Source organism: Acidobacteriota bacterium (genome assembly GCA_040752915.1).
GTDB lineage: Bacteria > Acidobacteriota > UBA4820 > UBA4820 > DSQY01 > JBFLVU01.
On record JBFMHB010000009.1, the window covers coordinates 15542 to 42211 of the forward strand.

Consider the following 26670-nt stretch of genomic DNA (forward strand, 5'->3'; position numbering starts at 1 on the left):
CATGGGGAAGGAAACCCTCCCATCCTCCCGTACTCCCGGCAAAATGGTCCGAACGATTAGGAGATGACGATGGCAAAGCGGGTGATCAACTTCTACGCGGGGCCGGCGGGTCTTCCCCTCCCGGCGCTGGAACGGGCCCAGGCTGAACTCCTGGATTTCGAAAACACGGGCATGTCGGTGATGGAGATCTCCCACCGGGCGAAGGAGTACGACGCCGTCCACAACGAGGCCATTTCCCTCGTGAAGGAGCTCCTGAACGTCCCCGACAACTACAAGGTCCTCCTTCTCCAGGGGGGGGGGAACCTCCAGTTCGCCATGTTGCCCATGAACCTCCTTCATTCGGGGCGCAAGGCCGACTACATCGTGACGGGCTCGTGGGCCAAGAAGGCCTACAAGGAGGCCGTGATCGTGGCCGGCGAAAACGCCCGCTGCATCGCCTCCACCGAGCCCGAGAAGTTCTGCCGCCTGCCCCGGCCCGAGGAGATCAAGGTCAACGCGGATGCCGCCTACGTCCACATCTGCTCGAACAACACCATCTACGGGACGCAGTGGAAGACCTTTCCCGAGACGGGGGGCATCCCCCTGGCCGCCGACATGTCCAGCGACTTCATGTGGCGCCCCTTCGACGTAAAGCCCTTCGGCTTCATCTACGCCGGCGCCCAGAAGAACCTGGGCCCCTCGGGACTGGTGGTGGCCCTCATCCGGGACGACGTTCTGGAGATGTGTACGGACAAGATCCCCACCATGCTCCGGTACAGGATCCACGCGGACAAGAACAGCCTTTTCAACACCCCGCCCTGCTTCTCCATCTACATCCTGCGCAACGTCCTCAGCTACAACAAGCAGATCGGCGGCCTCGAGGTCATCTACAAGAACAACCTGAAGAAGGGCGAGCTGCTGTACGGCTGCATCGACCGCCACGCGGGCTTCTACAAGCCCTGGGTCACGGTGAAGGAAGACCGCTCCTACATGAACGTGGATTTCTTCCTCCCCACCGAGGACCTCACCGCGGCCTTCATCGCCGAGGCCAAAAAGAACGGCATGGTGGGCCTCAAGGGCTATCGCGACCTCGGAGGCATCCGGGTCTCCATGTACAACGCCGTCACCGTTCCCCAGATCGAGACCCTTGTTTCCTTCATGGAGGAGTTCGTCAAGAAGAACGGCTGATCCCCCGCACCGTTCCTCCAGGGCCGCCCGCCTCGCGCGGGCGGTCTTTCTTTTGTGTGAGACGTGAGACGTGAGGCGGAAGGGCATTTCGAATTGCGAATTCTGGATTTGGAATCATGCCTGTCCAAGATTTTTTTGCGCGTCTTATGCTGCCTGCCTTCCGGAGCAAAGCGGAGGAAGGCGCGTCCCGGCGCCGCCGGCGCAACGCCAGAGGAGAGGGAGGGGGAAAGAAAAGGGCGTTTTGGATTTGTGAATGAGGGGGCGAAGGGCGGTGGGGACGCCCGAATCGGAAAAGGAGCCGGGCCGGGGAGGTACGTCCCCTGTGGTAAACTGGGCCCCCTCGCAACGGGCGGAGGTTCGGCGTGGCGCTGGACGTAAAAACGCTGATCTTTTGCAACTTCCTCCTCGGCACCTTCCTGGTGGTCCTGCTCTTGATGTACCGGGCGCGTCAGAGGACGTGTCCGGGCTATCTCGCCTGGGTCTTCGGCACGGCGCTCCAGATGCTGGGTCTCCTGTCCCTCGCCGTGCGGGAGGCGGTCCCCCTCCTTCCCGGCGTCCTGGTGACGAACGCATGTATTTACTTCGGCATGGTTCTCGAACTGGAGGGGGCCCTCCGGTTCGTGCGGGACACGAGGGCCTCCCGCCTGTGGTACTGGAGCGCCATTCCCTTTCTTCTTCTCCAGGGGTGGCTCGCGGTGGGGCGCGACGAGGTCGTCCTTCGAAGCCTCGTGGTGGCCGTCTGCATCGCCTGGGTCAGCTTCCGAATCAGTTGGGTCTTTCTGGCCGGACAGGGGTGGACGAACCACCTCTACCGTCTCTTCGCGGTCCTGTACGTCCTCATGGGCGCGGCCGTCCTGGTTCGGGCCCTCCTATGGATGACCAACCCGTCCCACGGCCTTTTTGATTCGCCGTACTTCCACACGGCCTACTTCTCCCTGACCCTCGTGGCGGCGACGGGCGGCTCCATCTGCTACATCCTCCTGACGAGCCAGCGCCTGGAGCAGGAGGTGCGGACAGGGGAGGAACGCTTCCGGCGGCTCGTGGAGGCGTCCACCATGGGCATCGTGTTCTTGAGGGAGGAGGCGGGCGGGGGGCTTGTCCTCACGGGGGTCAACCCCGCCGCGTGCGGAATCCTCCATCTTTCCGAGGATCAAATGGTCGGGAAACCTCTGCGGGAGGTGTTCACCGGCGAAGCCGCCGGAGAGATGGAAGCGGCCTACCTGAACACGTGCCGCACGGGCCAACCCCTCCACCTCGTGGGGGCCGAGTACCGGGACTCGCGCGTCGCCGGGTTCTTCGACGTTTTCGCCTACAGGACCGGTCCAGGCCGGGTGGCCGTGCTCTTCAACGACGTGTCCGAAAGGAAGCGTTTGGAAGCCGAGCGCCTGGCGCTCCAGGCCCGGGAACACCACGTATCCATGGTGGAAAACCAGGGCCGGCTCGTGCAGGGGCTCGCCCACGAAATCCGGAACCCCCTCTTCGCGCTCCACACCAACACCCTGGCGGCGATCCGGGCGGCCAAGGAAGGGAAGGACGGCGCGCCCTTCACGGGCTTCGTGGAAGAACAGGTCCGCCGCCTCGACGCGCTCTTGCGTGACCTGATGGAATTGGGCCGGCGGCCCGAGGCGGGCGAGGAAATCCTGGACCTGCCGGCGCTCGTCCGGGCGACGGCGGCCTCGGTGGGGGAGTCGAGTCTTCCGAAGGGGAGGACCGTTCGCATGCGGACTCCGGAGGGTTCCGTCCGCGTCCGGGGGGACGCGCCTACCCTGAGTCGGGCCTTCTCGCACCTTCTGGAAAACGCCCTGGACTTCACGCCTGCCGGAGAGGCGGTGGAGGTGTCGGTATCCACCGAGGGAGACCGGGCCAAGGTGGAGATCCGCGACCGGGGTCCAGGGATCCGGCAAGACGTCCAGGGCTCCCTCTTCGAGCCCTTTGTGACGAGCCGGACGGGCCACACGGGGCTCGGTCTGGCCCTGGCGCGCCACTACCTGCGGTCCCACGGGGGAGAGCTTTCGGGCAGGAACCGCGAGCCGGGGCCAGGAGCCATATTCACGATCACCCTCCCGCTTGGCCCGGAGTCCCCCGAGGCCGGCGCGGCGGCCGAGCCGAGCCGGGAAGCCAGCGGATGAAAGAAGGGGAGTGCGCCGCCGAGGATGGGAAGGTCCGCCTGACCCCCGGGCGGATTTTCCGCTTCTGGTATCCCCTGGCCCTGACGTGGCTCATGATGTCCCTCGAAGGGCCCTACCTGGCGGCCATCCTGGCGCGCCTGGAGAACCCCGTGCCCAACCTGGCGGCCTACGGCGTGGCCTTCGTGCTGGCCATGCTCTTCGAGTCGCCCATCATCATGCTCCTGAGCGCCTCCACGGCTCTCGTGGCGGATCGGGAGAGCTATCGGCGCCTGAGAAACTTCACCTTTCTTCTCAGCGGCGCCTCCACGATTCTCATGGCCGTACTGGCTCTCCCTCCCGTATTCGGTCCCTTCGCACGGGATCTCCTCGGGCTTCCGGAGGAGGTGGCGGAGCTGGCGCACCGGGCCGTCGTCGTGCTCCTGCCCTGGCCCGCGGCCATCGGATACCGCCGCTTTTACAACGGCGTGGTGATCCGGAGCGGGCGAACCCGGCGGGTGGCCGTGGGCACCGCCGTGCGGATCGGGGCCATGGGCGCCGCCATGGTGCTCTTCGGTGTCGCCTTGAATCTGGACGGGGCCGTGGCGGGCGCCTCGGCCCTGGCCACCGGCGTGCTGGTGGAGGCCGTGGCGAGCCGGCTCATGGCCCGCCCCTCCTTGAAGGACCTCGCGGAGGAGGGGCCGCCTGGAGACCCCCCGCCCACCTACGGTGCCATCGCCCGGTTCTATTATCCCCTGGCCTTGACGGCGATCATCTTTCTCGCCGTCCACCCCATCGTCACCCTCTTCCTCGGGCGCGGGCGCCTTCCGCTCGAGTCGCTTGCGGCCCTTCCGGTGGTCAACGCCCTGGTCTTCCTCTTCGGAAGCGCGGGCATCTCCTACCAGGAGGTGGCCATCGCCCTCATGGGCCGGAGGAAGGAGCACTTTCCTGAGCTGAGCCGCTTCGCCGTGGTCTTGGGGACCGTCCTGGTGGCCCTCTTCGCGTCCATCGTCTTCACCCCGTTAGCGAACGTCTGGTTCGTGAAGGTCTCGGGCCTGACGGAAGACCTCCTGGCGGTGGCCCTCCCGGCTTCCCGGATCCTCGTGATCCAGCCCGCCTTGACCCTGGCCCTGGCCTTCCTCCGGTCCATCCTGGTGGTGGACCGGACCACGGCGCCGGCCACCTGGGCCACCGTTGTGGAGGTGTCGGGGATCGTGCTCGGGCTCAGCCTGGGCATCTTCCTGTGGGATTGGGTGGGCGTCGTGGCGGCGGCGGCGGGGTACGTGCTGGGCCGGTCCGCCGCCACCGCCTACATCGCCTTTCCCGCTTGTCGGGCCCTTCCGGGCCGCCAGGGATGACGACACGGGTCTGCAACCTTGGCGGGCGGCTTCCCGTAAACGACCTTTCCGGCCTTCGGGCCGAAGACCCTCTGTCGGGTCGGTCGAGAATCGAGAGGAGAGCGGAATGAGAAAGGTCGAGCGCAGGGACTTCATCAAGGTGGCGGGTACGGGCCTCGGCGCCTTCGCCGTCTCGGGCCTCTTTTCGGACCGGCTCGCCGCGGACCGGGCGGTCGTGCCGGCCGGGACGGTCCTTCAGACGCAGTTCGGAGTGGCCGTCGAAGACGCCAGAAAGGTGCTGGAGGCGGCCCTCTCGCGAGGAGCGGACTTCGCGGAGATCTATTTTGAGCACAAGATCGCCGGCTCCCTGACGGTGGAAGACGACATCGTCAAGGAATCGGCGGAGGAAGTCGTCCACGGCGCCGGGGTCCGCGTCCTGAAGGGGCCCCAGTGGGGCTACGGCTACACCAGCGATCTGTCCCTCGAGGCCATGAAGGGGGCGGCGGTGGCCGCGGCCTCGGTGGCCGAGGCCGCAGCGGGCGCGCGGGTGGTGCCCTTCTCTCCGCAGGAGGCGGGGCGAAGGATCTATTCCCTCGAAGGCCCCGTGGCGAAGGCCGAACTGCCGGCCAAGATCGCCCTCGTCAAGGAAGCCTACGCGGCCGCCTTGGCCTACGACAAGCGCGTCATCAAGGCTTCCGCCACCCTGCTCGACGAATGGCAGAGCGTGGCCATCGTCAACAGCGAGGGGCTCCTTACGAGCGACACGCGGCCCCAGACCCGCCTCATCGTCCGCGCCACGGCCGAGCAGAACGGCGAGCGCAGCACGGGAGCGGGGAGCGCCGGCGGGCGCGTGGGCATGGCCTTCTACGGCCAGGAAGGGACGCGCCCCAAGGACGTGGGGGTGGAGGCGGCCCGGGAAGCGATCACCCTCCTCGGCGCGGTGAACGCCCAGGCCGGCGAGCAGGCGGTGGTGCTTGGACGGGGCCAGTCCGGCGTCATGGTCCACGAGGCCGTGGGCCACCCCCTGGAGGCGGACGGGAACTGGAAGAAGACCTCCATCATGTGGGACAAGCTCGGCCAGATGGTGGCGACGCCCGTGGTGACGATTTACGACGACGCCACGATCCCCGGCTTCCGGGGCAGCCTGGCCCTGGACGACGAGGGCACTCCCACGCGCCCCGTGACCCTCATCGAGAAGGGGAAGCTCGTCGGCTTCCTCCATGACCGCCTCTCGGCGCGGATCATGAAACTGGAGCGCAACGGCCACGGCCGGCGGGATTCCTACCGCAGTCCCGCCATCCCCCGCATGTGCAACACGGTCCTCGCCAAGGGGGAGACGCCGCCCGAGGAGATCCTCCGCTCGGTGAAGAAAGGGTTCTACGCGCAGACCTACCAGGGGGGGATGGTGCAGGGAACGGGGAAGTTCACCTTCTCCGTGAACCTCGGATACCTCATCGAGGACGGAAAGCTGACCCGGCCCGTGAAGAACGCCACCCTCATCGGCACCAACGTCCAGATCCTGAAGGACATCGAAATGGTCGGCAACGACATGGACTTTTTCCTGGGCAATTGCGGCAAGGGGGGCCAGTGGGCCACCGTCACGGCCGGAACGCCCACCCTCAAGATCCGCAGCATGACCGTGGGAGGCAGGGCATGAGCGCGAACACGCAGGATCCCCGGGCCCTCGCCGAAGGGCTCGTGGAGTTCGGGAAGCGCAAGGGGGCCTCGGACGTGGAGGTCTCCGTCGAGGAGACCAAGGAATTCCGGGTCAGCGTGAGGGACCAGAGCGTGGAGAGCCTCCAGCAGTCGGACTCCCGAACCCTGTCCCTGCGGGTCTTCGTGGAGGGAAGGACGGCGAGCGCCTCCTCCACCGACTTGGCCCAAGAGACCGTCGAGGGCCTTCTGGAGCGGGCCGTCGGCCGGGCCCGGCTGTCGGAACCGGATCCCTACGCCGGCCTTCCCGAAAAGGAGGACCTGTCCTTCGACGAATCGGCCCTCAAAATGTACGACCCTGAGACGTCCGCCCTTCCCGCCCACAAGAAAGTGGAGGCGGCCCTGAAGACCGAGGCGGCGGGGCTCAAAGACCCTCGGATGAAGAAGAGCCTCGGCGCCAATTACGGTTCAGCGGAGCAGACCTTTCATCTCGCCAATTCGCGCGGCGTTTCGGCCTCCTACCGGCAATCCGGAGTCTGGGCCGGGTGCTATTTCCAGGCGGGGGAGGGGGACAACCTCATCCAGGACGGGTGGACGGACGGCTCCGTGACCGTTTCGGGCCTGATGGCGCCCGAGGCCATCGCCGCCAAGGCCGTGGGGCGCGTGGCGCGCCTGGTGGGGGCCCGCAAGGTGGAAACCCAGGAGGTCCCCGTCGTCCTCGAACCCACCATGACGGCCTGGCTCCTTCGTTTTCTCTCCGAATGCGTGTCCGGCTTTGCCGTCGCGCGCAAGCGATCCTTCCTGGCGGGCAAGCTCGGGGAGCCGGTCTGCGCCCCCAACCTGAGCGTCGTGGACGACGGGCTCATTCCCGGAGGTCCCGGCACCCGGCCTTTCGACGCCGAGGGAGTCCCCACTCGCAGGACGCCCATCCTTGCGGGGGGCGTCCTCCAGAACTACCTCCTGGACACCTACCACGCCAAGAAGTTGGGCCTCAGGTCCAACGGCCACGCCGGCGGGACCACGAACCTCATTCTGGAGGCGGGGCCCTCCTCCCCGGAGGAGATCCTCAAGTCCGTCGAGAAGGGCCTCCTGCTCACGGGCACCTTGGGGCAGGGCACGGTGGCCACAACGGGAGACATTTCCGTGGGCGCCTTCGGCCTCTGGATCGAAAAAGGGGAAATCGCGTATCCCGTGGCGGAGGTCACCCTTTCGGGCAACCTTGGAGAGATCCTCAAGTCCGTGGAACGCGTCGGCAGCGACCTCGAGCTGCGCCGCGCCGTGGCGGGGCCCACCGTGAAGATCGCCTCCTTGACCGTGGGCGGAAAGGCCTCGAAGGCCTGAGAACCGATTCCGCAGGGTTCGTTTGACGGTCTCCGATCGGCGTGCTATGTTGCACCGCTCATGGAGTGCTTCGCATGAAGCGAGTCGGATGCGCGGCGGCAGTCTTGGTGGTGACCCTCTGGGGTTGCTGGACCGCCGCGCCCCGTGTCTGGTGCAGCGCGCCCGGAGGCCATGGCGCTGTGGAATTCCTTTTCTCGGTCTGCTGCCAGGATCCGGCCCCCGCCTGTCCTTCCGGGACCGATCCCGATGGTCTCCCGGAGGCCGCGGAACCCGGATGCCGCCCGGTTCCGGAATCGTCCGCCGTCCCCATCGGTGAGGCCGGGTGCACCGACACCCTTCTCGCTTCGCTCCTTTTGCGGACAGATCGCGGCCCGGTTCTCCCCACGCCCGCGTGCGGAGGGGGCTTGGGGATCGGCGGGCGGGCGCCGTCCACGACCGTCCCGCTCGGCGCCTTGGAGGTTCTCGGCTTCCTCCGAGACGAATCGCCGCCTTCCTGCCGGGGCTTTCGGGTCTCCCTCCGGATCTAGCATCCCCCTGCGCCGTCCACGTGTTCCCGCGCCCGGGGGCTCCTCGCCTTCCGGGATGGACACCGGTTGCAGGAGCGAAAAATGGTCCGGTTCCGTTGCTTACCCTTGATTTGGATCTCCTTCTTGACCGCCCTGGTCTCGGCCGCGCAAGCGCCTTCGGCCGGAGAATCCACCCGAGCGGTCACCCTCGAGGAATGCAAGGAGATCGCCCTTCGGCACAGCCCTGACCTCGCCTCCGCCTCCGCCGCGCTGAGGGCGGCGCGAGGCGCGGCCCGTCTGGCGCGGGGCCTGTCCAATCCCACTCTGGAGGTCGGCCGAGACGATTTTGGGGGCCAGAGTCCGTCCATCGAAAGGGCGCCCCTCGAATCCATCGGCCTCTCCCAGACAGTCCGCCTGGGAGGGAAACGGCGGGCCGAAGCGGAGGCCGCCGATTCGGCACGGGCCGCCGCGGAGGAGGAATACCGCCGGCGGAGGCTGGACCTCCTGGCGGAGGTGGAGAGGGAATTCGCGCGATGGCTGGGCGCACAGGCGAGCGAACGGATCGCCGCCGAAAACCTGGACACGGCCCGGGCGGTGCGCGAGGCGGTTCTTTCTCTCGTGGAGGCCGGCGAGGCATCGGCCATCGAGGCCGTCAAAGCCCAGAACGAGATGGACCTGGCGGAAATCGATCTCCGCGGGGCGGAACGTGAGCGCACCCTTGCGAGGGAACGGCTCGCCAGGGTGCTGGGAATGGACGCGGCGGGTCTCGGTTCCGCCGCGGGAGAACTCCCTGAGAGGGCTGAAGTGCCCGATGAAGCCGCCGTTCTCTCCGCCGTAGAGGGGCTTCCGGACCTGGGCCGGTGGAGGGAGGAAGCCAGACGCCTGGAGGCCACCGTCGATCGCGCCCGGCGCGAGGCGATACCGGATCCGACTTTCTCCTTTGGAGTGAAGCGATACACGGTTACGCGCGAGAGGGCCTATTTCGCCTCGGTCTCCATCCCGCTCCCCCTCCTGAACCGCAACCGCGGGGGGGTCATCGAGGCCTCCGCGAGACTGGACCAGGGACGCATGGAATGGCGCGCGGAGGAGCTTCGCCTTCGAACTTCGGCGTCGGCGGCGCGTTCGGCGCTCCGGAGCTCCGCCGCGGAGGTGGAGGCGCTTCGGGATCGAATCCTTCCCAACGCGGAGCGCGTCTACGCCGCCGTCCACGAGGGCTACCGGCGGGGGAAATTCCGGCTTCTGGACCTTTTGGAGGCCCGTCGGTCCCTGGCGGCCCTTCGTTTGCGGTTTGTCGATGCCCGAATTCGACTCAGCCTGGCCAAAACGGACCTGGACCGCCTGACCGGAGCCCAGGACGCGGCGTCGGAGGAGACTGAACCATGAACGGAAAGACCTGGCCTGTAGCTCCCCTGGCGTGCCTGGCCTGCGCGACGATTCTCTCGCTCGCATCCGGTTGCGGGGGAGGGGGAGTCTCCGCGAGGGCGGACCACGCGCAGGCGGGTGCCCCCGAGGCGGAGCGCTCGGACCTGGACCGCACCGTGGAGGAGCTGAAGTCCGAACGGTGCGAACACGAAATCCCCGCCTACACGTGCGACGAATGCCGCTACGAGGTGGGCGTGGCGAAGGTACCCCGCGAAATCCTGGATCCACGGGAGGGGGGTACGGTGGAGACGGTTCGGGCCGGGGTTCGCGAGGTGGGTGGAGGAAGGGACCTGAACGGGGAGGTCCAGCTCGACGCGGAACGGTCCGTGTTCGTCGGCCCGGTAGTGCCCGGCACAGTCCGGAGCATCCTGGTGGATGTGGGCGAACGGGTTTCGGAGGGGCAGGTCCTCTACCAGGTGGATAGCCCCGAGCTTCGCCGGACGAAGGCGGAGTATGCGCGTTCGGCTTCCGCGCTGGATCTCGCCCGGGCGACGGAGCGACGGGAGTCCGACCTCTTCGCGAAGGGGATCTGCCCCGAGCGGGACCTCCTCGAAGCCCGGGCCGCCCTTCGGATGGCCGAGGCCGAGCACGGGGCGGCGGCAGGGGCGCTGGTCAGCATGGGAATGACAGACCGGGACCTTTCCACGCTCGCTCGCTCACCCGATTCCTCCGGTCTCATGCCCGTCCGCGCTCCCTTCTCCGGAGTCGTCCTCGAGCGTTCCCTGAGCCTGGGCGCCCTGGTTCAACCGGGGGACCGGGCGCTCCTGCTCGCCGACACCTCGCGCATGTGGGTTCAAACGACGCTGTACGAACAGGATTTTGCCGCCCTCCTGGCGGCCCCTCCCGGAGAACCCGTGGCGGCGGAGGTCACCCTCGCCGCCTATCGGGGGCGCGTTTTCAAGGGCCGGGTCGAACGGGTGGGCGGAACGATGGACGAGGCCACCCGCACGGCCACCGCGAGGGTCGTCGTGGACAACCCGGACAACCTTCTGCGGGCGGGAATGTTCGCCCGTGTGAAACTCCGGCTCGACACCAGGGGAGGGCTCGCCCTTCCCGAGGAGTCCATCCTCGAAGACGAGGGGCGCTTTTTCGCGTTTGTTCACTTGGAGGGCCCTTATTTCATCCGCCGGCCCGTCACCCCGGGCAGGAGGGAGGGGGGATGGGTGGAGGTCCTCGCCGGGGTTTCGCCCGGGGAGACGGTGGTCTCCAGGGGCGCGTTCCTCTTGAAGTCGGACGTCTTGCGCTCCAAGATGGGCGCCGGATGCGCGGACTGAGGCGGCGGCCATGGACGCGCTCTTCGGTTGGATCCTTCGAAAGAGATGGCCGGTCCTCCTGGGAACCGCGATCGGGGCCGCCCTCGGGATCGTCGCCTGGGTTCGGCTCCCCGTGGACGCCTTTCCCGACGTCACGAACGTCCAGGTCATGGTGCTCACGAAGGCCCCCGGTCTGTCGGCCCTGGACGTGGAGCAGCGGGTCACCCACCCCATCGAACTGGTCATGGGAGGGCTCCCCAAGGTCACGCAGGTCCGATCCCTCTCCCGGGCCGGGCTCTCGCAGGTGGTGGTCGTTTTCAAAGACCATGTGGACCCGTACTTCACCCGCCAGGTCGTCTTCGAACGCCTACTGAGCGCGCGGGAGGACCTCCCGCAAGGGGTGGAGCCCGAGTTGGCCCCCCTGAGCACCGGCCTCGGGGAGATCTTCCAGTACACCCTCGAGGGCGAGGGCTTTTCCCCGATGGAAAAGCGGAGTCTGCAAACCTGGCTGATCGCGCCGAGGTTGAGGAGCATCCCGGGCGTCACGGAAGTCAACAGCTTCGGCGGCGAGGTCAAGCAGTACCAGGTCGTTGTGGTGCCCGAACGATTGGTGAAGTACGGCCTGACCCTTCGCGATGTGATGGAGGCGCTGGAAGAAAGCAACCGAAACGCCGGGGCCGGTTACATCCTCAAGGGTTGGGAGCAGATGTACATCCGAGGGATCGGCCTTTTCGAGAGCGTCGAGGACGTGGGAGCGGTCCCTCTCCGGGCCAAGGACGGAACCCCGGTCTGCATCCGTGACCTCGCGGATGTCCGCGTCGGGCCACAAGTCCGCCAGGGGGCGGTCACCCGCGACGGGAGGGGGGAAACCGTCTGCGGCATGGCGATCATGCTCCGCGGGGAGAATTCCAAAACGGTCGTTTCGGCCGTGAAGGCGGCGGCGGAGGAACTTCAAAGGAGCCTGCCCGAGGGACTTCGCCTGGACGTCTTCTACGATCGGACGGCCCTCATCGAGGCGTGCATCCACACGGTGACCAAGGCGCTCCTGGAAGGGGGAGTCCTGGTCATCCTCGTCTTGCTGCTCTTTCTGGCCGAATTCCGGACGGCCGTGATCGTGGTCGCCTCCCTTCCCATCACCTTCCTCTTCACCTTCATCGTCATGAGCGCCCTCGGCCTGTCCTCAAACCTCATGACGCTCGGCGGCATCGCCTTCTCGGTCGGCATGGTCGTCGACGCCTCCATCGTCGTGGCCGAGAACGCCCGGCGCCACCTCGCGGAGAACCGCGATCCCGCTCGGAAGGGTCTGATCCTGGTGAAGGCGATGGCGGAGGTGGCCCAGCCCGTGAGCTTTTCGGTCCTCGTCATCGCCCTGGTCCTCGTGCCCCTGTTCACTCTGCAGGGCCTGGAGGGCAAGATGTTCGCCCCCCTCGCGCTCGCGCTCCTGATTTGCCTCCTCGTCTCCATCGGCGTGGCGATGGTCGTCGTCCCAGCGCTTTCGTCCCTCCTGCTCCGACAGGTGGAGGAAAAAGAGTTCATGGCCGTTCGCCGGTTTCACGAGGGATACCTGAGGGTCCTGCGGAGGGCCATGGACCACCCCAAGGCCACGTTCGGCGCCGCCCTGGCTGTCCTGGTCCTTTCCCTCGCCCTCGTGCCCTTCCTCGGGACCGAGTTCATGCCCCCCCTGGACGAAGGTTCCATCGCCGTCAACGTGGTGCGGCTTCCCAACGCCTCCCTCGAAGGGTCCGTGGCCGTCGGAACGATGCTGGAGAAGCGCATCCTGAAGTTCCCCGAGGTGGCGACGGTGGTCAGCAAGACGGGTCGCGCGGAAATCTCGGAGGACCCCATGGGGCCCGAGCAAACCGACATCTTCATCATGCTCAAGCCCCGCAGGGAGTGGAAAACGGGCCGGTCCAAGGGCGAACTCGTGGAGGCCCTCAACCGGGACCTCTCCCAGGTTCCGGGCATTCGGCTTTCCTTCTCCCAGCCCATCGCGCTGCGGGTGAATGAGCTGATTTCGGGCGTGAAGAGCGACCTGGCGGTGAAGGTGTTCGGCCCGGACCTGGAGGTTTTGAAAGCCTTCGCGGACCGGGCGGCGGCCGATATCGGGAGCATCCGGGGATCCAGGGACGTGAAAGTAGAGCAGGTTACAGGGATGGCGGAGGTTCAGGTCCTGCCCGACGCGGAAGTCCTCGCACGGCACGGCGTGCGGATCGGGGCGGTGAACGACCTCCTCGAGGCCGCCTACGCTGGAAAGACCGTCGGGCGTTTCCTCGAGGGGGACCGGAGGTTCGACATCGTCGTGCGCTTTCCGGAGGGGGCCCGGGCCGACGTCGAGGCCCTCGCGGGCCTCCTGATCCCCACGCCCGGTGGCGGGCGCGTCCCCCTCGGGCAGGCGGCCGCCATCCGGGTTTCGGAAGGTCCCATGCAGGTGAGTCGGGAAGGAGGAATGCGGAGGGTCGTCGTCGAAGCCAACGTTCGCGGGAGGGACCTCGGGGGATTCGTGCGGGAGGTGAGGGATCGTCTGGCCCCGGCCGTTCGAGACCTTCCGGCGGGCTATTTCGTGGAATACGGAGGTCAGTTCGAGAACCAGCGTCGCGCCATGCGCCAGCTGGCTCTCGTCGTGCCCATGGTCCTCTTCCTGATCCTCTTCTTGCTGTACACCGCGCTCGGGACCGCCCGCAACGCCCTCCTGGTCCTGTTGAACCTACCATTCGCCCTGGTGGGCGGGGTTCTGGCGGCCACGGCCTTCGGAATGACCCTTTCCGTTTCCGCCGCGATCGCCTTCATCGTCCTTCTGGGCATTGCGGTCCAGAACGGAGTGGTGCTGGTGGCCTTTTTCAAGCAGTTGAGGGAACGGGGCCTCGCCCTGGAAGAGACCGTGACCGAAGGCTGCCGCCTGCGGTTCAAACCGCTTTTCATGACGGCGCTCGTGAGCTTCATCGGACACCTTCCCATGGTCTACGCCGCGGGTTCCGGAGCGGACATCCAGAGGCCCTTGGCGGTGATCGTCATGGGAGGGATTGTGACCTCGACCCTTCTGACCCTCCTGGTCCTGCCGGTGCTCTACTACGCGATCGAATCGCGTTCAGGGAGGGCGTCGGGCGGTGAGGCTGGGCGGCGCGACCCCGGCTGACAGTGAGGCCGGGCGTCAGTGGTCGTGGTGGCAACCCGGGCCGTGGGCGTGGCCGTGGGCGAGTTCGTCCGTGGTGGCCTCGCGGACATCAAGCACCCGGACGGCGAAGTGAAGCGTCTTGCCCGCGAGGGGATGGTTACCGTCCAGGGTCACTTCGGCCTCGTCCACGGCCACGACCTGGAAGGGATGCTGGGATCCGTCCTCGAGCTGGGCCTGCAGGATCATCCCGGCCTGCACGTCGAAACCGAAACGCTTTCGGGGCTCTCGCACCACCCGTTCGGGATCGTGGGGCCCGTACCCGTCCTCGGGCGCCACCACGAAGGTCCCCGTGTCCCCCGGCTTCTTTCCGAAGAGGGCCTTTTCGAGCCCCGGGATCACGTGCCCGTGGCCGTGAAGATAGGTCAGGGGCTCGTCGCCCTCGCTGGTCTCGATCACCTGGTCGCCGTCGGTGGAAAGGGTGTAATGGATGGAGACGATGCGATCGGGCCCGATGGTCTCGGTCTGGCTCATGGGTTCTCCTGCGGAGGGGTGGGAAGGACTCCTCAGCCGTCGTCTGCGGCAAGCGGGCTAAAGGAGCCTTCCGGGTTGTCCGGCGGGGCCTCTCGAAGGTCTGCCCAAGTGAGGGGCGGGTCGTCGCGCCAACGCCGGTGAGGCCGGTTCCGACGGGCTGCGGGGAGTATACTCTCCCGGAGCGGGAATTGTACACCATCCGGGAAGAAGGGGGGCTTCGAGCGGGTTGAAATCGATTCGCGACGGAACCTCAAGACGAAGGAGGAGAATCCATGAACGTTCTGATCGTCTATGCCCACCCCAACCCCCTGAGCTTCAACCATGCCGTGAAGGAGGAGATCCGTCGGGGATTGGAACAGGCGGGCCACGCCGTCCGGGTGAAGGACCTCTACGGTGAGAATCCCAAGGTCACGCTGGACGCCCTGGATTTTGGCTCCATCACGGGGGGCCGGGTGCCCGAGGATATCCTGCGGGAGCAGGAGGTGGTGCTCTGGGCGGAAGGCCTTGTCTTTGTCTATCCCATCTGGTGGTTTTCCCCCCCGGCCATCCTCAAAGGGTGGATCGACCGGGTATTTCTGAACGGATTCGCCTTCGAGATCGGTCCCGATGGGGCCCGCGGTCTGCTCAAGCACCGCAAGGCCCTGGTGGTGACCACGACGGGCGCACCCGAAGCGAGCTACGAGGCGGGGAAGGCCAAGGAGGTCATCCTGCGGCCCATGACCGACGGCACCCTGCGTTTCTGCGGCATCCCGGACGTGGCGGCCAAGGTCTTCTTCGGGGTGCCTTCGGCCACGGAGAACCAACGCAAGGCCATGCTGGTGGAGGCCGGGGCCCTCGGCCGAAACTTCTGAGGCACTGGTGTCCAAAATAATTCTGGGGCGCTTTTTACGGCTTGCGCCCGGAGCGAAGTGGAGGTGCGATCGGCCTCCACCTGCGCCCGAACAAGCCACGATATCGAAGCGAAAGGGGGTGGAGGGACGTTTCCAGAGCACCCGAGCCTCCTCAATCCGCCTGGAACAGGGGTTTCCGTCTCTTCGGACGGGTCGCTCACGGGGAGGTTTCGTCAGGATGCACAAATGAAACTTCCGTGTTACATTAGTCGTCTGAAGGGGGAGACGGTAGGAGCGCCAAAGGGGGCCGTGAAGGCGGTGTCTGAATGCCAGGGATCCTTGCGGGACGACCCTTTAAGACATTCCTCCTCCTGATTCTGACCCTGGCCAACGTCCTGTTCCTGGGCTTTCAATTTCGAGAAATCCTCTCCTCCCAGTACCGGCCCTCCCTGGAGTCAGCCGGCCTGGTTCTCAAAGTCGTGGGGGACCATCTTGTCGTGGAACCGCCGTTTCCATTCGGGAGCGACGGGTCCGGCGAGCAGACTCCTCATCTCCCGCTGAGGGCGGGGGACCGGATCCTGGCCCTCCAGGCCGAGGGCCGGACGCCCATCGAAGCGGGCGGCCTCCTGGACTGGGTTCAGGCCCTCCGTCAGCTCCAGTTTGGGGCCCCCTGGAGCTTGTTGATCGAAAGGCCCGGGGGCGAACCCGAGCCGAAGCGGATGTGGGTCCCCATGCCCCCCATCGAAGCCCCCGAGGTCCCGCCGGCGTTTCCCTGGGTGGATCTGTCCCTGAAGGTCCTGCTGCCCCTGCTGTGCCTCGTCACCGGCCTGTTCATCGGCCTGGCTCGCAGGGAGGATCCTCGGGCCTTCACGGCGGCCATGCTGTTCTTGAGTTTCGCGAACGCCTCGCCGGCGCGGGGGTACATCATTCTGCCGCCCGGTCTGCGCGAGGCGGAGCTGGTTCTGGCGGTGGGGCTCTTCTCCGGGTGGTCCTATCTTTTCTACCGGTTCTTTTCCAAGTTCCCCGTCCCGTCTCCGTTGGAGAGGAAGTTCCCCAGGCTCAAGGGGTTTCTTCTCGTCTTTCCCATCCTCTTTGCGACCTGGAATTTCATCTGGACCTACACCCAAGGGGTGTCCCTGGCGGCCTTTCACTCCCTGGACCGGACCCTGGGATGGCTGGATATTACGCTGGATCTTGGTTTTGTGTGCCTGTTTGGAGCGGGATTCGTAGCCATTGCGACCAACCTGAAAGGGCCCCTGGGTCCCGACGACCGGAGGAGGCTTGCCATCCTGGGCGTCGGTTCCCTTGGGGTTCTGCCGGCCATGGCGCTTTATCTTCATCGGGTCGTACTTCGAGGTCCGGATCCCGAGCCGTGGGTCCTTTCCGCGGCCGGTGCGGCGGTGGGGTTGTTTCCCCTCTCTTTCGCCTACGCGGTGGTCAAGCACCGGGTCTTCGGAATCCGGCCCATCGTGCGAAGGGGGCTCCGGTACGCCCTCCTGTCCAAGGGGTTCCTCTTCTTGGAGGGCGCCATCGTCTTCGTGTCGCTCTTCTACGTGGCCGGGCCGCTGCTGGCCCGCGTTTCGAAGGGACAAAACCTGAGCGTCGCGGCCCTCATCACGGCCGCCCTCACCATGGTGGCCATCCAGGGGCTCAAGCGGGCGAACCGGAGCTTCATGCTGGCCCTGGACACGAGGTTTTTCAGGGAGGCCTACGACGGCGCGCGGATTCTGAAAGACCTGGTGCGAGAGACCGAACAGTTCGCCCAAGACCCATCGGGCCTGGCCAGGCTCGTTCTCGGCAAGATCCACGATTCGCTTCATCCGGATCAGGTCTGTCTCTTCATTCGGGGCGATCTCCTTTCCAAGCTTCCCCTCCAGGGGGTTCTGGCGAGGCGGGCCTTGATGGTCCTGTCCATGGGGCAGCCTGAGGATTTTTACTGCTTCTGCAGGATGGTCCGGGGGACCTCCGCCGACGAGCCTCCCGCCGTTTCGGAAACCTGTCCTGGCCCCTTTCTTCCAAGCCTGTCACGGGTGGGCCGGCGGCTGGCGGCCATGGTGGGGACGGAGCCGGCCGCCTTGGACCTCGTGGACGGAGAATTGATTTCGTGGCCCCAGCGACCTTCGGGAGAAGAACCTCATGAAGCGTTGGAACGCGAAAGGGCTCTCCTGAGGGAAATGAACGCCCGCCTGTTCGTTCCTCTCGCCGCCCACCGGCAGATCCTCGGTTTCGTCAGCCTGGGCGAAAAGCGGTCCGAGGAGCCCTACTCCAGGGAAGATAAGGAACTTCTGCTCACAGTCGCGCGACAGGCGGGAGCGGCCTTCTCCTATGCGGGGTCCGTGCGCCAGGACGCGGAGCGGCTCCGGCTCAAGCAGGACATGGAAATGGCCCGGAGGGTTCAGGAGCGGCTCCTTCCTCAGCGAAGACCTACGGTGGAAGGGCTCGAATACGTCGGCCATTGCCGGCCTGCGCTCGAGGTGGGCGGGGACTGCTTCGACTTCATTGAATTGCCCGACGGCCGCCTGGGGATCGCCGTGGGGGACGTGGCGGGAAAGGGCGCGGCGGCGGCCCTTCTCATGGCCAGTCTGCAGGCCATGCTGCGCGTCCACGCGGGGGTTCACGGCGACGACGTGGAACACCTCGCCATGGACGTGAACAAGCAACTGTGTTCCATCACCGAGCCCAACCGGTTCGCTTCACTCTTCTACGGAGTCTTCGATCCGCCGGGCCGGACCCTGACCTACGTGAACGCGGGGCACAATCCCCCGCTTCTTCTTCGGGCGGGTCTGGGACGAAGTCTGGGGGCCGGCGCGGTTCAGATGGACCGCGCGGAGGTCCGGGTCGAGCGTCCGGAGTGGCTTCATTCCACGGGACCCGTGCTCGGGGTCGTCAAGGAGGGGAGGTACCGGCGTTCGGTCCTGCGGATGGAGCCGGGCGACACGCTCGTCATTTACACAGACGGGATCGCCGAGGCCGCGAACTCGACCGGAGAACTCTATGGGGAGGCCCGGCTGGAAGATTCCTTGCTTCGGCACCGGGGCCTGGCCGCCAGGGACCTCGCCGAGGCCCTCTTCGAAGACGTGGCACGGTTCGCGGGAGAGGCCCCCCAGGGAGACGACATGACCCTCGTCGTCGCAATCGCCGCTCGAGGGGGAGGGCGATAGACTGACGGCTTGCCCTCCGGCCTCCGGGACGCTAACGTGGTGGGGGAGGATACCGGATGGCGCCCAATCCCCAGAGGCGCGCGGCCTGGATCTGGCTCTCGATCTCCTTCGTCGGTCTTGCACTCCTGTTCCTTCCTCCGATCGCCGGAATCGACGGGATGAACGGAGGCTTCGCCCTTCAGTTCATCAGCATCGCATTGATCATCCCCGCGGGAATCGTCGGTGCGTACCTCTACTTCCGGAGGGCACGCGTCCTCGACAGGATACGGAACGGGACGGGACTCCTGGCCCGGTGGTCGTACGATCCCGTGGAGTGGGCCCGGTACACCGAGGCGGAGGTGGTTCGGGACCGGAGCTGGAAGATCGGTCTCTTCTGGATCATCTCCGGATGGTCCCTGTTTTTCGGCGTGCTGTTCCTGATTTTCGATCGAAAGGCGGGTTTCGCGGTCTTCCTCGTCATGCTTGGGCTCATCGCCTTGGTCGGCGCCACGGCCGCACTGAGCATCTGGCTGCCGTACCGAAGGAACCGGCGGGGAAGCGGGGAGGCTCTGATTCACCCGGAGGGCGTGTTTCTGAACGGGGCCTTGCACGCTTGGGGGGTGGGCGGCGCAACCCTGGACGAGGTTCTCCTCCATCGCGAGGAGGGCCTGATCCTGTCCTTCAGCTACTCCTTTCCGGCCAAGGGGGGCCGCGACAGCCGGACGGTCAACGTGCCCGTTCCCCTCGGGAAGGAAGAGGAGGCGGACCGGGTGGTCCGCCACTTTCGAGGCGAATGATCCGCCCTCATCGCTGCTTCTGTCCCCCTCCCCTCGACCCGCCCCAGTCGAGGGCATGGGGTCCGAATCGGGCACGGAGGGCGTCCACCGTGCGCTCCAGGGTGCGCTCCCGTTCCCTCCCGGAGTCTTCAAACAGCTCTCCCTGAACGGCCGTCCCAGCGGGCCTGAGGTCGATGGCGGCGAGGCCGACCAGGCGCATGGGCTCGGTCAAATCGAAGCGGGGAAGCAGTCCCTCGGCGGCCTGGAATATCTCTTTCCAGGAATCGGAAGGCCGGGAGAGGGGGGCCTGACGAGTCAGGAGCCGGAACCGGGAGGTCTTGAGCTTGACTCGCACGGCACCGGCCTTGAATCCCTCGCTCCGGAGCTGTTCGGCCACGCGCTCGGCGGCCCTGCGGAGGTGCGGAAGGAGAGACTCCGCTCCTGACGCATCGAAGTCCAGCGTCTTCTCGGCGCCCACGCTGCGGGTATCCCGATCAGGCACCACCTCCCGGTCGTCGAGCCCCCTGGCCAGGCGGAGGACCTGGGCCCCCGATTCCCCGAGGCGGCCGCGGAGCGAGAACTCGGAGGCGCTCGCCACGTCCCCGATGGTGGCCAGTCCCATGGAGAGGAGGATGTCCCGGGTCCGCGGCCCGACACCCCAGATCTTCGATGCGTCCAAGGGCCGGAGAAAATCCGTCGTTCCTTCCGGCGGCACCACCGTGAGTCCATCGGGCTTGCGGTGGTCGCTGGCCACCTTCGCGACGAACTTGGTGGTGGCCAGTCCCACGGATGCTGTGAGGCCCCCCGTGGCCTCCCTCACGGCCTTCTTGAGGGCGCCGCCCATGGCTCCTGGCGGTCCGAAGAGTCCTTCGGAACCCGTCATGTCAAGAAAAGCCTCGTCCAGGCTCAGAGGTTCAACCAGGGGCGAAAAAGCGCGGAACACCTCCATGACGCGCTGGGAGGCTTCCCTGTACCGTCCAAAATCAGGAGCAAGAAAGACGGCCTGGGGACAGCGGCGTCGGGCCTCCAGGATGGGCATGGCGCTGCGGACGCCGAAGGCCCGGGCCTCGTAACTGGCCGTGGAGACCACGCCTCTGGGCCCCAAGCCGCCCACCACCACGGGCCGCCCCTTCAGGCCCGGGTCGTCTCTCTGCTCCACGGACGCAAAGAAGGCGTCCATGTCCGCGTGGAGGATGATCCGAGTCCAGACCGCCATGACCGCACCTTGCCAGCACCTTTACCTCACGATGCTAGCACACGGTCCGGAGGGCGGTCCTTGGCCTCGTGAAAACAGGTAGGGTGCGGAAGCGGCCGCCCCGCAGGCAGCCGCTCCATGAAGGCTCCTAGCCTTGCGCTTGGCGGGGATAGGCCAGGAGGGAGAGGTCCAGGGGCGGGTCCGTCTCGACGGGAGTCAGAACTTTGCGCCCGCTTTCCCCGTCCTCGCGAACGTAGCCGTCCTCGACCAGTTCCTGGACCAGGCCGTCGAAGCCCTTGATCCAGAGGAAATAGCCCGCCTGGTTGTCCTCCACGGACCAGTCCACGTCATCCCTGGAAGCGCCGGTCAGCGCCCGGAAAACATCGCGTTCCCATGCTTCGGGCGTGGTGGGGCCCAGTTTCCACAGCTGGCGGAGCATTTCCGACTTGACGAGCGACTTGGTGTCGCTGACGATCACGCCTTCGTTCATCATAGGAGCCTCCTCGAAATGAGACCTACAAACTGCGAAGGCCCCCGGGGCTATTCCACGTCCGCCGACGGCGCTTGGGTTCAGGCCCTCTTGGAAGCCACTTGTCACCCGGAGGAGGGCGGGCTAAGATGGTGGAAACGGCGTACCCCAGGTATGCGAGGCCAAGCCCTTGAGGGGAGCCGCGGGAGAACCCCATGGGATCCATGACGATCACGTTGACGTTCCGGGACGTGTTGCTCGCTCTGGTGGCCATCGCGGTTCTGGCGGGGACCGCCTACTTCATCGCCGTCCTGCGCCGGGTCCTGGCGGTGGCGGAGGAGTGGAGGCGCATGCTCCAACAGGTCCAAGTTCTGGTTCCCCAGGTGCAGAGGGTGGTCGAACACGCCGACGAAACCCTCCTGTCAGCCCGCCAGCTCATCGTGAGGAGCCAGGCCCTCGTGGAGGACGCGGCGGTGGTGACGGGGGCCACCCGGTCGGTTGCGGAGGATCTCCTTCGGGATCTCGCCGTGATCCTCGGCCCGATTCACCTTGTCGCCACGCTGTTTCAGAAGATTCAATCGGGGATATCTCGCCTGAGCAGTTTTCGGACAAAGGACGAACCAACCCAGGAGGACGACGATGAAGAGAGAAACCTCTAACGTTCTGGTCGCGTTTCTTCTTGGCGCCGTGGCAGGGGGAGTGACCGCCCTGCTTCTGGCTCCGGCTTCGGGCGCCGAAACCCGGAAGAAGATCAAGGATTCCTTGATGACCGCCAAGGACAAGGCCCTCCAGGAACTGGAGCACGCCAAGGAGTATGCCTCGGTCCAGAAGGAGGCCATCAAGGAGGCCTACATCGAGGGCAAGGAGGCCTACCAGCGCTCCTTGAAAAAGCACTCCGAGGCCTAGCGCCACCCCCCGAGTGGGGAAGAGCCCATGAAGGACCAAGAGGCGCCCCAGGACGGAGAACCGTACGCCAGGCTGTGCGGGCGTTGCGGACGGCCCTACGACGCCGCGTCGAGTGACTGGTGCGAGTGCATCACGGACCACCCCACGCTGGTGTGTCCCCACTGCCGTGCCTGCTTCTGCGACGCGGGCCGGGAGGAGATCACGGCCTTCTGGAACGATGCCCCGCCCTCCCTCTGGAAAAGGCGGCTCAAGAGACGCCTCGAACGAGAGGAGGAGCCGCCTTCCCAGGAGGGAAATCCGCTGCGCAGGCCCCTGATTCTGGTGGCGGACGACAACGACGACGCCCGGCTGATCTCGTTCCGGGTTCTGGAGGAGTTGGGCTACGGGGTGGTCCTGGCGAAGGACGGCATGGAGGCCTACGTCCTGGCCTGCAAGTACTTGCCGGATCTGATTCTGACCGATCAAGTCATGCCCCACATGGACGGCCGGAACCTGAGCCGGATGGTCAAGTCGAGTCCGGAGCTTTCGGGTGTCCGGGTCATCCTGATGACGGGCTTGTACAAGCGGGACCGCGAACGCATCGAACTCCTCAGGGAGAGCCTCGCCGATGACTTCCTGCCCAAGCCCATCTCCTTCGAGAAGCTCGGAGAGGTGCTCGCGGGATGGCTGAAGCGTCCGGAAGGTCCAGGCGAGCCGTGACCGGTCCGGCTCGAGCGAAAAAGAGTCTCGGTCAGCATTTCCTCGTCTCCGAGGCCGTCCTTGGCAAGGTGGCGGGACTCTGCCGCGGGGCGTCGGAAGGGGTCGAGGCCATCCTGGAGGTGGGTCCCGGTCGTGGGGCCCTCACCCGGCGGCTCCTGGATTTTGGATTGCCGGTTCGGGCCGTGGAGCTCGATGAAGATCTCGCCCGGGTGTTGGGGGGCCAGTTGCCCGCGCTGGACCTGGTCGTAGGGGACGGTCGGGCGGTGAATTGGCGGGGCCTTTCCGAGAGCACGGGGTGGACGTCCTGGCTCCTTGCGGGAAATCTGCCCTACAACGCCGCCACGGAGATCCTTCTGAACGCGCTGGCGCACCCCGTCGAAGTCATCGCCGTCGCCGTGATGGTTCAACGGGAAGTGGCCCTGAAGTTCACGGCCCGACCCGGCGGGGTGGGATACGGGTGGATGGCGGCATGGACCGCCGGCTGGTGGGAAGGGGGGGTGCGCCTTCACGTGCGGCCGGGGTCCTTTTCGCCTCCCCCCAAGGTCCAGTCTTCGTTTCTCGTTCTGAGGCGCCGGAGCGCGCCGCGGCTTCCTCCACATTGCGCCGGGGCGTACAGGGAGTTCTTGGAGGCCGCCTTCCGGCAGCCCCGGCGGACTCTTGCCTCCAACTTGGCGCGGAGACCGGGAACGGTGGAAGGCTCCCGGTCGGATCCGCGGGCGGAAATCCCTCCAGGCATCCGCGCGGGCCAGATGGCTCCGGAGGACTTGGAGAGGCTGTTTTTGGCCTAGGGAACCACCAGCAAATCCGGAGGGTCGCTGGGGAAGGAGCGGTACAGCGCCGCCCCCTGGACCGCGTCGAGGCGGAGCCGGATGCGGAAAGGGTCGGCGGGCCGTAAGCCGAGGCCCTGGAGGAACTCCTCCCAGCGGATCCTCCAGCCATTGAGCTCCATCCGAGCCCCGGGGATCTCCCCCTCCAAGACCACGAGCAGGGTTCGCCCGCCTTCGAACTGGATCCGGTAGGAGGGCGGGACCGGGATGAGGTCTTCGAGCGTGGGAGGTTCGACTCCGGCCGTTCCGGGGGTGGGGGTGGTGGTCTCGTCCCCCGGGATGATTCGGATGCGATGGACCTGGGCCGGGGGATCGAGGTGTCCCTGGGACCAGGTGGTGGCGATCCACGGGTCCTCGGACTCCCTGTCGAGAAGAAAGCGACGGGGGGATCCCACCTCCAGCGTCCGGGCCGGATAGGCGGCGATCATGGCTCCCGTGTGGCAGAGGCGCACTTCTCTGCGGGAGAGGTCCAGTTCCAGGTAAAACCTCTTGGAGGCGGCCAGGGCGGCGCGCTCCAGGAGAACCGCCTCCTGGATGGAGGAGGGAGCCTGTGCAGGGGTGGAAAGAACCGCCCACAGGGTGAGCAGCAGGGCGGAGAACGTCCGAATCGTTTTCGGGCTCATGGCCATCAGTACATGAAAACGGCGGCGCCCACGGGGACCTTCTTCCAGATCACCCGGAGGTCGTCGCGGCCCACTCGGATGCAGCCGTGGCTCACGTTCTTTCCCAGGAGCCGGGTATAAAGGGTCCCGTGGATCATGTAGCCGGGCGGGCCTCCGCCGAGATCCAGGGCGTACTCCCCCAACATGCCCTCCTGGATGCGGTCCGAATGGCGTTTGGGGATCGGCTCTCCCGATTCGATGTAGTCCCAGTCCGGCGCCACCCAGACGGGATTCTCACGTTTTCCCTTTACGTAGAACCGTCCCGCGGGGGTGTCGAATACCCATCGGCGGCCGGTCTTGGGATCGTCCAGGACGGAGCCCGCTCCCGCCGAGATGACGGCCGTGAGCAGGACCGCGTCTCCCTCCCGCAGATGGAGGAGGTTTTTTACCCGGTCGATGACGATGAAGACCCCCTTGGGGCGGATCTTGGCCAGGGAAGCCTCCGCCGCCGAGACGGCCTTGGCGCGGGTCATGCCGGGGGGAGGGTCGCGCGGGGGGGCGGTGTGCTCGAGGACGTAGTCCTCGCGAAGGGCCGAGTAGCGGTAGCCCGTGGAGAGGAAGACGAAGAGACCGAGGCAGATCAAGGGGATGCCCACGAACAGGAGGAGGAGGACGAGGGCCCTCAGGACGCGGACGACTCCCCCCCTCCTGGGAGGGGTGCCTTGGGGCGCAGGGGGCTGGGCCGGGAACTCGGGGCGAACGCCTTCGCTTTCGGTCATCGGTACGACTCCGCCCTCCTGAGCATGGACCGGATGGGGCCTTCCCCGCCATCGGAACCGACGATGGCCACCACCGTGTTCAGCGGCGTCTCATTATATAGGACCGCCATGTCGCGGTCGTCGGGTGCCACGCACCCGTCCGTCCAGTCGTATCCAAGGCCTCCCTGACCGTGAATCTCGATGAGCCCTCCGATGCCCGTGCGCCGGGTCAGCTGGCCGCGGGCCTTCAACTCCGCAAAGCGCCTCCGGTCCTCCTCGTTGGGATAGTTCAGAAGGAGGGCGAGGCCGAACTTGGACTGGCCATGGCCCTTCTTCTTCACAACCCGGTACAGTCCCTCCGGCGTGGCGCGGTCCCCGGCGTGCATCTTCTGGTTGATGGACTTCGCGCCGAGGTCCACTGGGACGGTCCGGACGAGTCGGCCGTTCTTGTAAACCTGGAGGACGTGCTGCTCCTTGTTCACGACCAAAGCGATTCCCGCGGGGCCCTTGGAGGCTTCCACCGCCTGGCGGATCCATCCCCTCCACCGGCTCACGTTGCCGGGGTCCGAGAACCGGGAAAGCGAGAGCCTGGAACGCGCGTGGGCGTGGCCGCTGGAGGATCTGGAGGCCCGGGCCTCGGCGGCCGCCTCGTCGTAGCGGGCGGCGGCGAGGTAGGTTTGGGCTTTCTTCAAGTGCATTTCGGCGGCCGCGATGTGGGAGCGGGTGGAAACGACGGGGAGGCTCGCCTCCACCAGGTCGAGGGAATCGTCGAGCGATTCGCGTGCCTCCGCGATCAGACGCTCCGCTTCCTTGCGCATCCGATCCTGGTGGGCCTCCGTGTCCTTCCAGAGAAGGAAGGCCTTCCTCTGGGCCTCGTCCATGGACTTCTGGGCCCGGGTGAAGTCGCGTGTCCCCCAGAAGCCCGCAACCTGGAGGTTCATCTCGAAGCGGGCCCGCTTGAGCGCATCCTTGGCCGACTGGTAGCGCTGGGGATGAACCCGCTGGGCGCCCGAGGCCCGTGCGGCCTCGAGAAACCTCTGGGCGCCCCGTCCAAGGGAGTCGGGAGGGGGATCCTGGCTGCCGTCCAGAAGCGGAACGATTCGCGCGGAAACGAACCAGACAGCCGCAAGAAGAATCGTCCAGGTTGTAAGCCTGAGAAAACGGCTGGCTCGGGGCAACGGGTCGGTCCTCTCTAAAAAAGGGGGGCGGCAGGGCCGCCCCCCTTCTCTTTAGGGGTTCGCGAGGTAAACGAAGCTTACCTCTTGCCCTTCTTCATCTCGATGGCGGTCTGGACGTCGGCCACAACCTTGTCGGCCTTCGCCTTGGCGCCGTCGGCCTTGGCCTTGGCGTCAAAGAACTTCTCGGCGGTCATGTCGGCCTTGGCAGCCTCGATCTCCTGGGCGGCGGCGTCCACGTCACCGGTCATGGCCTCGAGGTCAGCCTTGGAGCCCTTGCCCTTGGGGGCCTTGGTGAGGGCCTCGCGGGCGGCGACGACGGCGGCGTCGGCGGCGGTGATGGCGGCTTCGGCGTCAGCCTTGGCCTTGGCCTTGCCGGCCTCGGCATCGGCCTTGGCCTGGTCGGCCAGACCCTGCAGCTCGGTGGTCAGCTGGGTGGCGACCTTGTAGCTCTTGAAGAACTTGCTCTGCTGGGTGGCGAGTTCCTGGTCCAGGGCGGCGAGCTTGTCCTCGGCGGCCTTGAGGGACTCGGGGGCGTAGATGTCAGCCTGGGCGGCCTTGGCGGCGTCGAGAGCGGCCTTGGCGGCGTCGATCTGCTGCTGCGGGGGCTTGGCGCAGGCGACCAGGGCGATCAAAGCGAGAACCAACAGGCTTCCAAGAATCTTCCTCATGTCTCCTTCACTCCTTTCGGTTGACCTTCCGGCCGGCATAAGCCACTTATGCCGTTACCTCGACCCACGTTCAACGGATTGTCCGCTTAGTTGCTTTTGGTTTGGCAACCGGCTTGGTGGTTCGATCACCGCGCGCTGCCTCCACCCCCGAAATACGGGGGGTTCATCTCACGGGGAGGGTACACCCAAAGCCCC

The 26670-nt window shown here is 66.4% G+C and carries 22 protein-coding genes; 15 read left to right on the top strand and 7 right to left on the bottom strand.

All coding sequences use genetic code 11. The features are described 5' to 3' along the window. Window positions 1-69 precede the first annotated feature (69 nt). The 8 genes from serC to AB1824_03065 all read left to right on the top strand — a co-directional run bounded on the left by serC (window position 70) and on the right by AB1824_03065 (window position 13917). Window positions 70-1167 carry a 3-phosphoserine/phosphohydroxythreonine transaminase gene (gene serC, locus AB1824_03030; protein MEW5763928.1) on the top strand — a complete coding sequence of 366 codons (1098 nt, stop codon included), beginning with the start codon at window positions 70-72 and terminating at the stop codon, window positions 1165-1167. 362 nt (window positions 1168-1529) lie between these two features. Then, window positions 1530-3296, top strand: a complete 1767-nt coding sequence (locus AB1824_03035; GenBank protein ID MEW5763929.1) for a PAS domain-containing sensor histidine kinase — start codon at window positions 1530-1532, stop codon at window positions 3294-3296. Further along, window positions 3293-4630: a hypothetical protein gene (locus AB1824_03040; protein MEW5763930.1), complete on the top strand. Its 1338-nt coding sequence runs from the start codon at window positions 3293-3295 to the stop codon at window positions 4628-4630. Before AB1824_03035 ends, AB1824_03040 begins: the two co-directional genes overlap by 4 nt. A gap of 106 nt (window positions 4631-4736) precedes the next feature. Then, on the top strand, window positions 4737-6266 hold the full coding sequence (locus tag AB1824_03045; GenBank protein ID MEW5763931.1) for a TldD/PmbA family protein: 1530 nt from the start codon (window positions 4737-4739) through the stop codon (window positions 6264-6266). Beyond that, window positions 6263-7603 carry a TldD/PmbA family protein gene (locus AB1824_03050; protein MEW5763932.1) on the top strand — a complete coding sequence of 447 codons (1341 nt, stop codon included), beginning with the start codon at window positions 6263-6265 and terminating at the stop codon, window positions 7601-7603. Before AB1824_03045 ends, AB1824_03050 begins: the two co-directional genes overlap by 4 nt. Window positions 7604-8253: 650 nt before the next feature. Beyond that, on the top strand, window positions 8254-9492 hold the full coding sequence (locus tag AB1824_03055; protein MEW5763933.1) for a TolC family protein: 1239 nt from the start codon (window positions 8254-8256) through the stop codon (window positions 9490-9492). Continuing rightward, window positions 9489-10805, top strand: coding sequence for an efflux RND transporter periplasmic adaptor subunit (locus tag AB1824_03060; protein MEW5763934.1), 1317 nt, complete (start codon window positions 9489-9491; stop codon window positions 10803-10805). The genes AB1824_03055 and AB1824_03060 overlap by 4 nt, the downstream gene beginning before the upstream one ends. 10 nt (window positions 10806-10815) lie before the next feature. Next, window positions 10816-13917: a CusA/CzcA family heavy metal efflux RND transporter gene (locus AB1824_03065; GenBank protein MEW5763935.1), complete on the top strand. Its 3102-nt coding sequence runs from the start codon at window positions 10816-10818 to the stop codon at window positions 13915-13917. 15 nt (window positions 13918-13932) lie between these two features. On the opposite strand, the gene AB1824_03070 is transcribed toward AB1824_03065, so the two are convergent. Further along, window positions 13933-14427: a peptidylprolyl isomerase gene (locus AB1824_03070; GenBank protein ID MEW5763936.1), complete on the bottom strand. Its 495-nt coding sequence runs from the start codon at window positions 14425-14427 to the stop codon at window positions 13933-13935. Window positions 14428-14699: 272 nt separating this feature from the next. Here AB1824_03070 and AB1824_03075 point away from each other — a divergent pair, with 272 nt between their 5' ends. The 3 genes from AB1824_03075 (at window position 14700) to AB1824_03085 (ending at window position 19194) form a co-directional block, all read left to right on the top strand. Next, the gene (locus AB1824_03075; protein MEW5763937.1) at window positions 14700-15278 is read left to right on the top strand and encodes an NAD(P)H-dependent oxidoreductase; all 579 of its coding nucleotides are present in this window, start codon (window positions 14700-14702) and stop codon (window positions 15276-15278) included. A 305-nt stretch (window positions 15279-15583) separates the two neighbouring features. Beyond that, window positions 15584-18418, top strand: coding sequence for a SpoIIE family protein phosphatase (locus AB1824_03080; protein MEW5763938.1), 2835 nt, complete (start codon window positions 15584-15586; stop codon window positions 18416-18418). Window positions 18419-18474: 56 nt separating this feature from the next. Further along, the gene (locus AB1824_03085; GenBank protein MEW5763939.1) at window positions 18475-19194 is read left to right on the top strand and encodes a hypothetical protein; all 720 of its coding nucleotides are present in this window, start codon (window positions 18475-18477) and stop codon (window positions 19192-19194) included. 7 nt (window positions 19195-19201) lie between these two features. Here the strand turns inward: AB1824_03085 and AB1824_03090 are convergent, their stop codons facing one another. Beyond that, entirely contained in the window at window positions 19202-20389 is a 1188-nt protein-coding gene (locus tag AB1824_03090) for a DNA polymerase IV (GenBank protein MEW5763940.1), read from the bottom strand. Window positions 20390-20516: 127 nt separating this feature from the next. Continuing rightward, window positions 20517-20861: a hypothetical protein gene (locus AB1824_03095; protein MEW5763941.1), complete on the bottom strand. Its 345-nt coding sequence runs from the start codon at window positions 20859-20861 to the stop codon at window positions 20517-20519. A gap of 191 nt (window positions 20862-21052) precedes the next feature. Between AB1824_03095 and AB1824_03100 the strand changes: the two genes are divergently transcribed. The 4 genes from AB1824_03100 to AB1824_03115 are packed head-to-tail and all read left to right on the top strand — an operon-like array spanning window position 21053 to window position 23230. Then, window positions 21053-21496 (top strand): hypothetical protein, encoded by a 444-nt coding sequence (locus tag AB1824_03100; GenBank protein MEW5763942.1) that lies wholly within the window; start codon window positions 21053-21055, stop codon window positions 21494-21496. Beyond that, the gene (locus tag AB1824_03105; protein MEW5763943.1) at window positions 21477-21743 is read left to right on the top strand and encodes a YtxH domain-containing protein; all 267 of its coding nucleotides are present in this window, start codon (window positions 21477-21479) and stop codon (window positions 21741-21743) included. Before AB1824_03100 ends, AB1824_03105 begins: the two co-directional genes overlap by 20 nt. 27 nt (window positions 21744-21770) lie before the next feature. Next, complete coding sequence (locus tag AB1824_03110) at window positions 21771-22442, top strand: response regulator (GenBank protein ID MEW5763944.1); 672 nt, start codon at window positions 21771-21773, stop codon at window positions 22440-22442. Beyond that, window positions 22406-23230: an rRNA adenine dimethyltransferase family protein gene (locus tag AB1824_03115; GenBank protein ID MEW5763945.1), complete on the top strand. Its 825-nt coding sequence runs from the start codon at window positions 22406-22408 to the stop codon at window positions 23228-23230. Before AB1824_03110 ends, AB1824_03115 begins: the two co-directional genes overlap by 37 nt. On the opposite strand, the gene AB1824_03120 is transcribed toward AB1824_03115, so the two are convergent. From AB1824_03120 to AB1824_03135, 4 genes are all read right to left on the bottom strand, one after another. After that, window positions 23227-23892, bottom strand: a complete 666-nt coding sequence (locus AB1824_03120; protein MEW5763946.1) for a hypothetical protein — start codon at window positions 23890-23892, stop codon at window positions 23227-23229. The two genes, AB1824_03115 and AB1824_03120, sit on opposite strands and share 4 nt — an antisense overlap. Before the next feature lie 5 nt (window positions 23893-23897). Then, window positions 23898-24650 (bottom strand): L,D-transpeptidase, encoded by a 753-nt coding sequence (locus AB1824_03125; GenBank protein ID MEW5763947.1) that lies wholly within the window; start codon window positions 24648-24650, stop codon window positions 23898-23900. Then, the gene (locus tag AB1824_03130; GenBank protein MEW5763948.1) at window positions 24647-25807 is read right to left on the bottom strand and encodes a L,D-transpeptidase family protein; all 1161 of its coding nucleotides are present in this window, start codon (window positions 25805-25807) and stop codon (window positions 24647-24649) included. The genes AB1824_03125 and AB1824_03130 overlap by 4 nt, the downstream gene beginning before the upstream one ends. A 77-nt stretch (window positions 25808-25884) precedes the next feature. Then, window positions 25885-26475, bottom strand: a complete 591-nt coding sequence (locus tag AB1824_03135; GenBank protein ID MEW5763949.1) for a hypothetical protein — start codon at window positions 26473-26475, stop codon at window positions 25885-25887. Between the last annotated feature and the right edge of the window lie 195 nt (window positions 26476-26670).

Coding starts and splice junctions, on each gene's coding strand:
- serC (MEW5763928.1), top strand. CDS start 70: ATGGCAAAGCGGGTGATCAACTTCTACGCGGGGCCGGCGGGTCTTCCC.
- AB1824_03040 (MEW5763930.1), top strand. CDS start 3,293: ATGAAAGAAGGGGAGTGCGCCGCCGAGGATGGGAAGGTCCGCCTGACC.
- AB1824_03045 (MEW5763931.1), top strand. CDS start 4,737: ATGAGAAAGGTCGAGCGCAGGGACTTCATCAAGGTGGCGGGTACGGGC.
- AB1824_03050 (MEW5763932.1), top strand. CDS start 6,263: ATGAGCGCGAACACGCAGGATCCCCGGGCCCTCGCCGAAGGGCTCGTG.
- AB1824_03060 (MEW5763934.1), top strand. CDS start 9,489: ATGAACGGAAAGACCTGGCCTGTAGCTCCCCTGGCGTGCCTGGCCTGC.
- AB1824_03065 (MEW5763935.1), top strand. CDS start 10,816: ATGGACGCGCTCTTCGGTTGGATCCTTCGAAAGAGATGGCCGGTCCTC.
- AB1824_03070 (MEW5763936.1), bottom strand. CDS start 14,427: ATGAGCCAGACCGAGACCATCGGGCCCGATCGCATCGTCTCCATCCAT.
- AB1824_03075 (MEW5763937.1), top strand. CDS start 14,700: ATGAACGTTCTGATCGTCTATGCCCACCCCAACCCCCTGAGCTTCAAC.
- AB1824_03080 (MEW5763938.1), top strand. CDS start 15,584: ATGCCAGGGATCCTTGCGGGACGACCCTTTAAGACATTCCTCCTCCTG.
- AB1824_03085 (MEW5763939.1), top strand. CDS start 18,475: ATGGCGCCCAATCCCCAGAGGCGCGCGGCCTGGATCTGGCTCTCGATC.
- AB1824_03090 (MEW5763940.1), bottom strand. CDS start 20,389: ATGGCGGTCTGGACTCGGATCATCCTCCACGCGGACATGGACGCCTTC.
- AB1824_03095 (MEW5763941.1), bottom strand. CDS start 20,861: ATGATGAACGAAGGCGTGATCGTCAGCGACACCAAGTCGCTCGTCAAG.
- AB1824_03100 (MEW5763942.1), top strand. CDS start 21,053: ATGGGATCCATGACGATCACGTTGACGTTCCGGGACGTGTTGCTCGCT.
- AB1824_03105 (MEW5763943.1), top strand. CDS start 21,477: ATGAAGAGAGAAACCTCTAACGTTCTGGTCGCGTTTCTTCTTGGCGCC.
- AB1824_03110 (MEW5763944.1), top strand. CDS start 21,771: ATGAAGGACCAAGAGGCGCCCCAGGACGGAGAACCGTACGCCAGGCTG.
- AB1824_03115 (MEW5763945.1), top strand. CDS start 22,406: ATGGCTGAAGCGTCCGGAAGGTCCAGGCGAGCCGTGACCGGTCCGGCT.
- AB1824_03120 (MEW5763946.1), bottom strand. CDS start 23,892: ATGAGCCCGAAAACGATTCGGACGTTCTCCGCCCTGCTGCTCACCCTG.
- AB1824_03125 (MEW5763947.1), bottom strand. CDS start 24,650: ATGACCGAAAGCGAAGGCGTTCGCCCCGAGTTCCCGGCCCAGCCCCCT.
- AB1824_03135 (MEW5763949.1), bottom strand. CDS start 26,475: ATGAGGAAGATTCTTGGAAGCCTGTTGGTTCTCGCTTTGATCGCCCTG.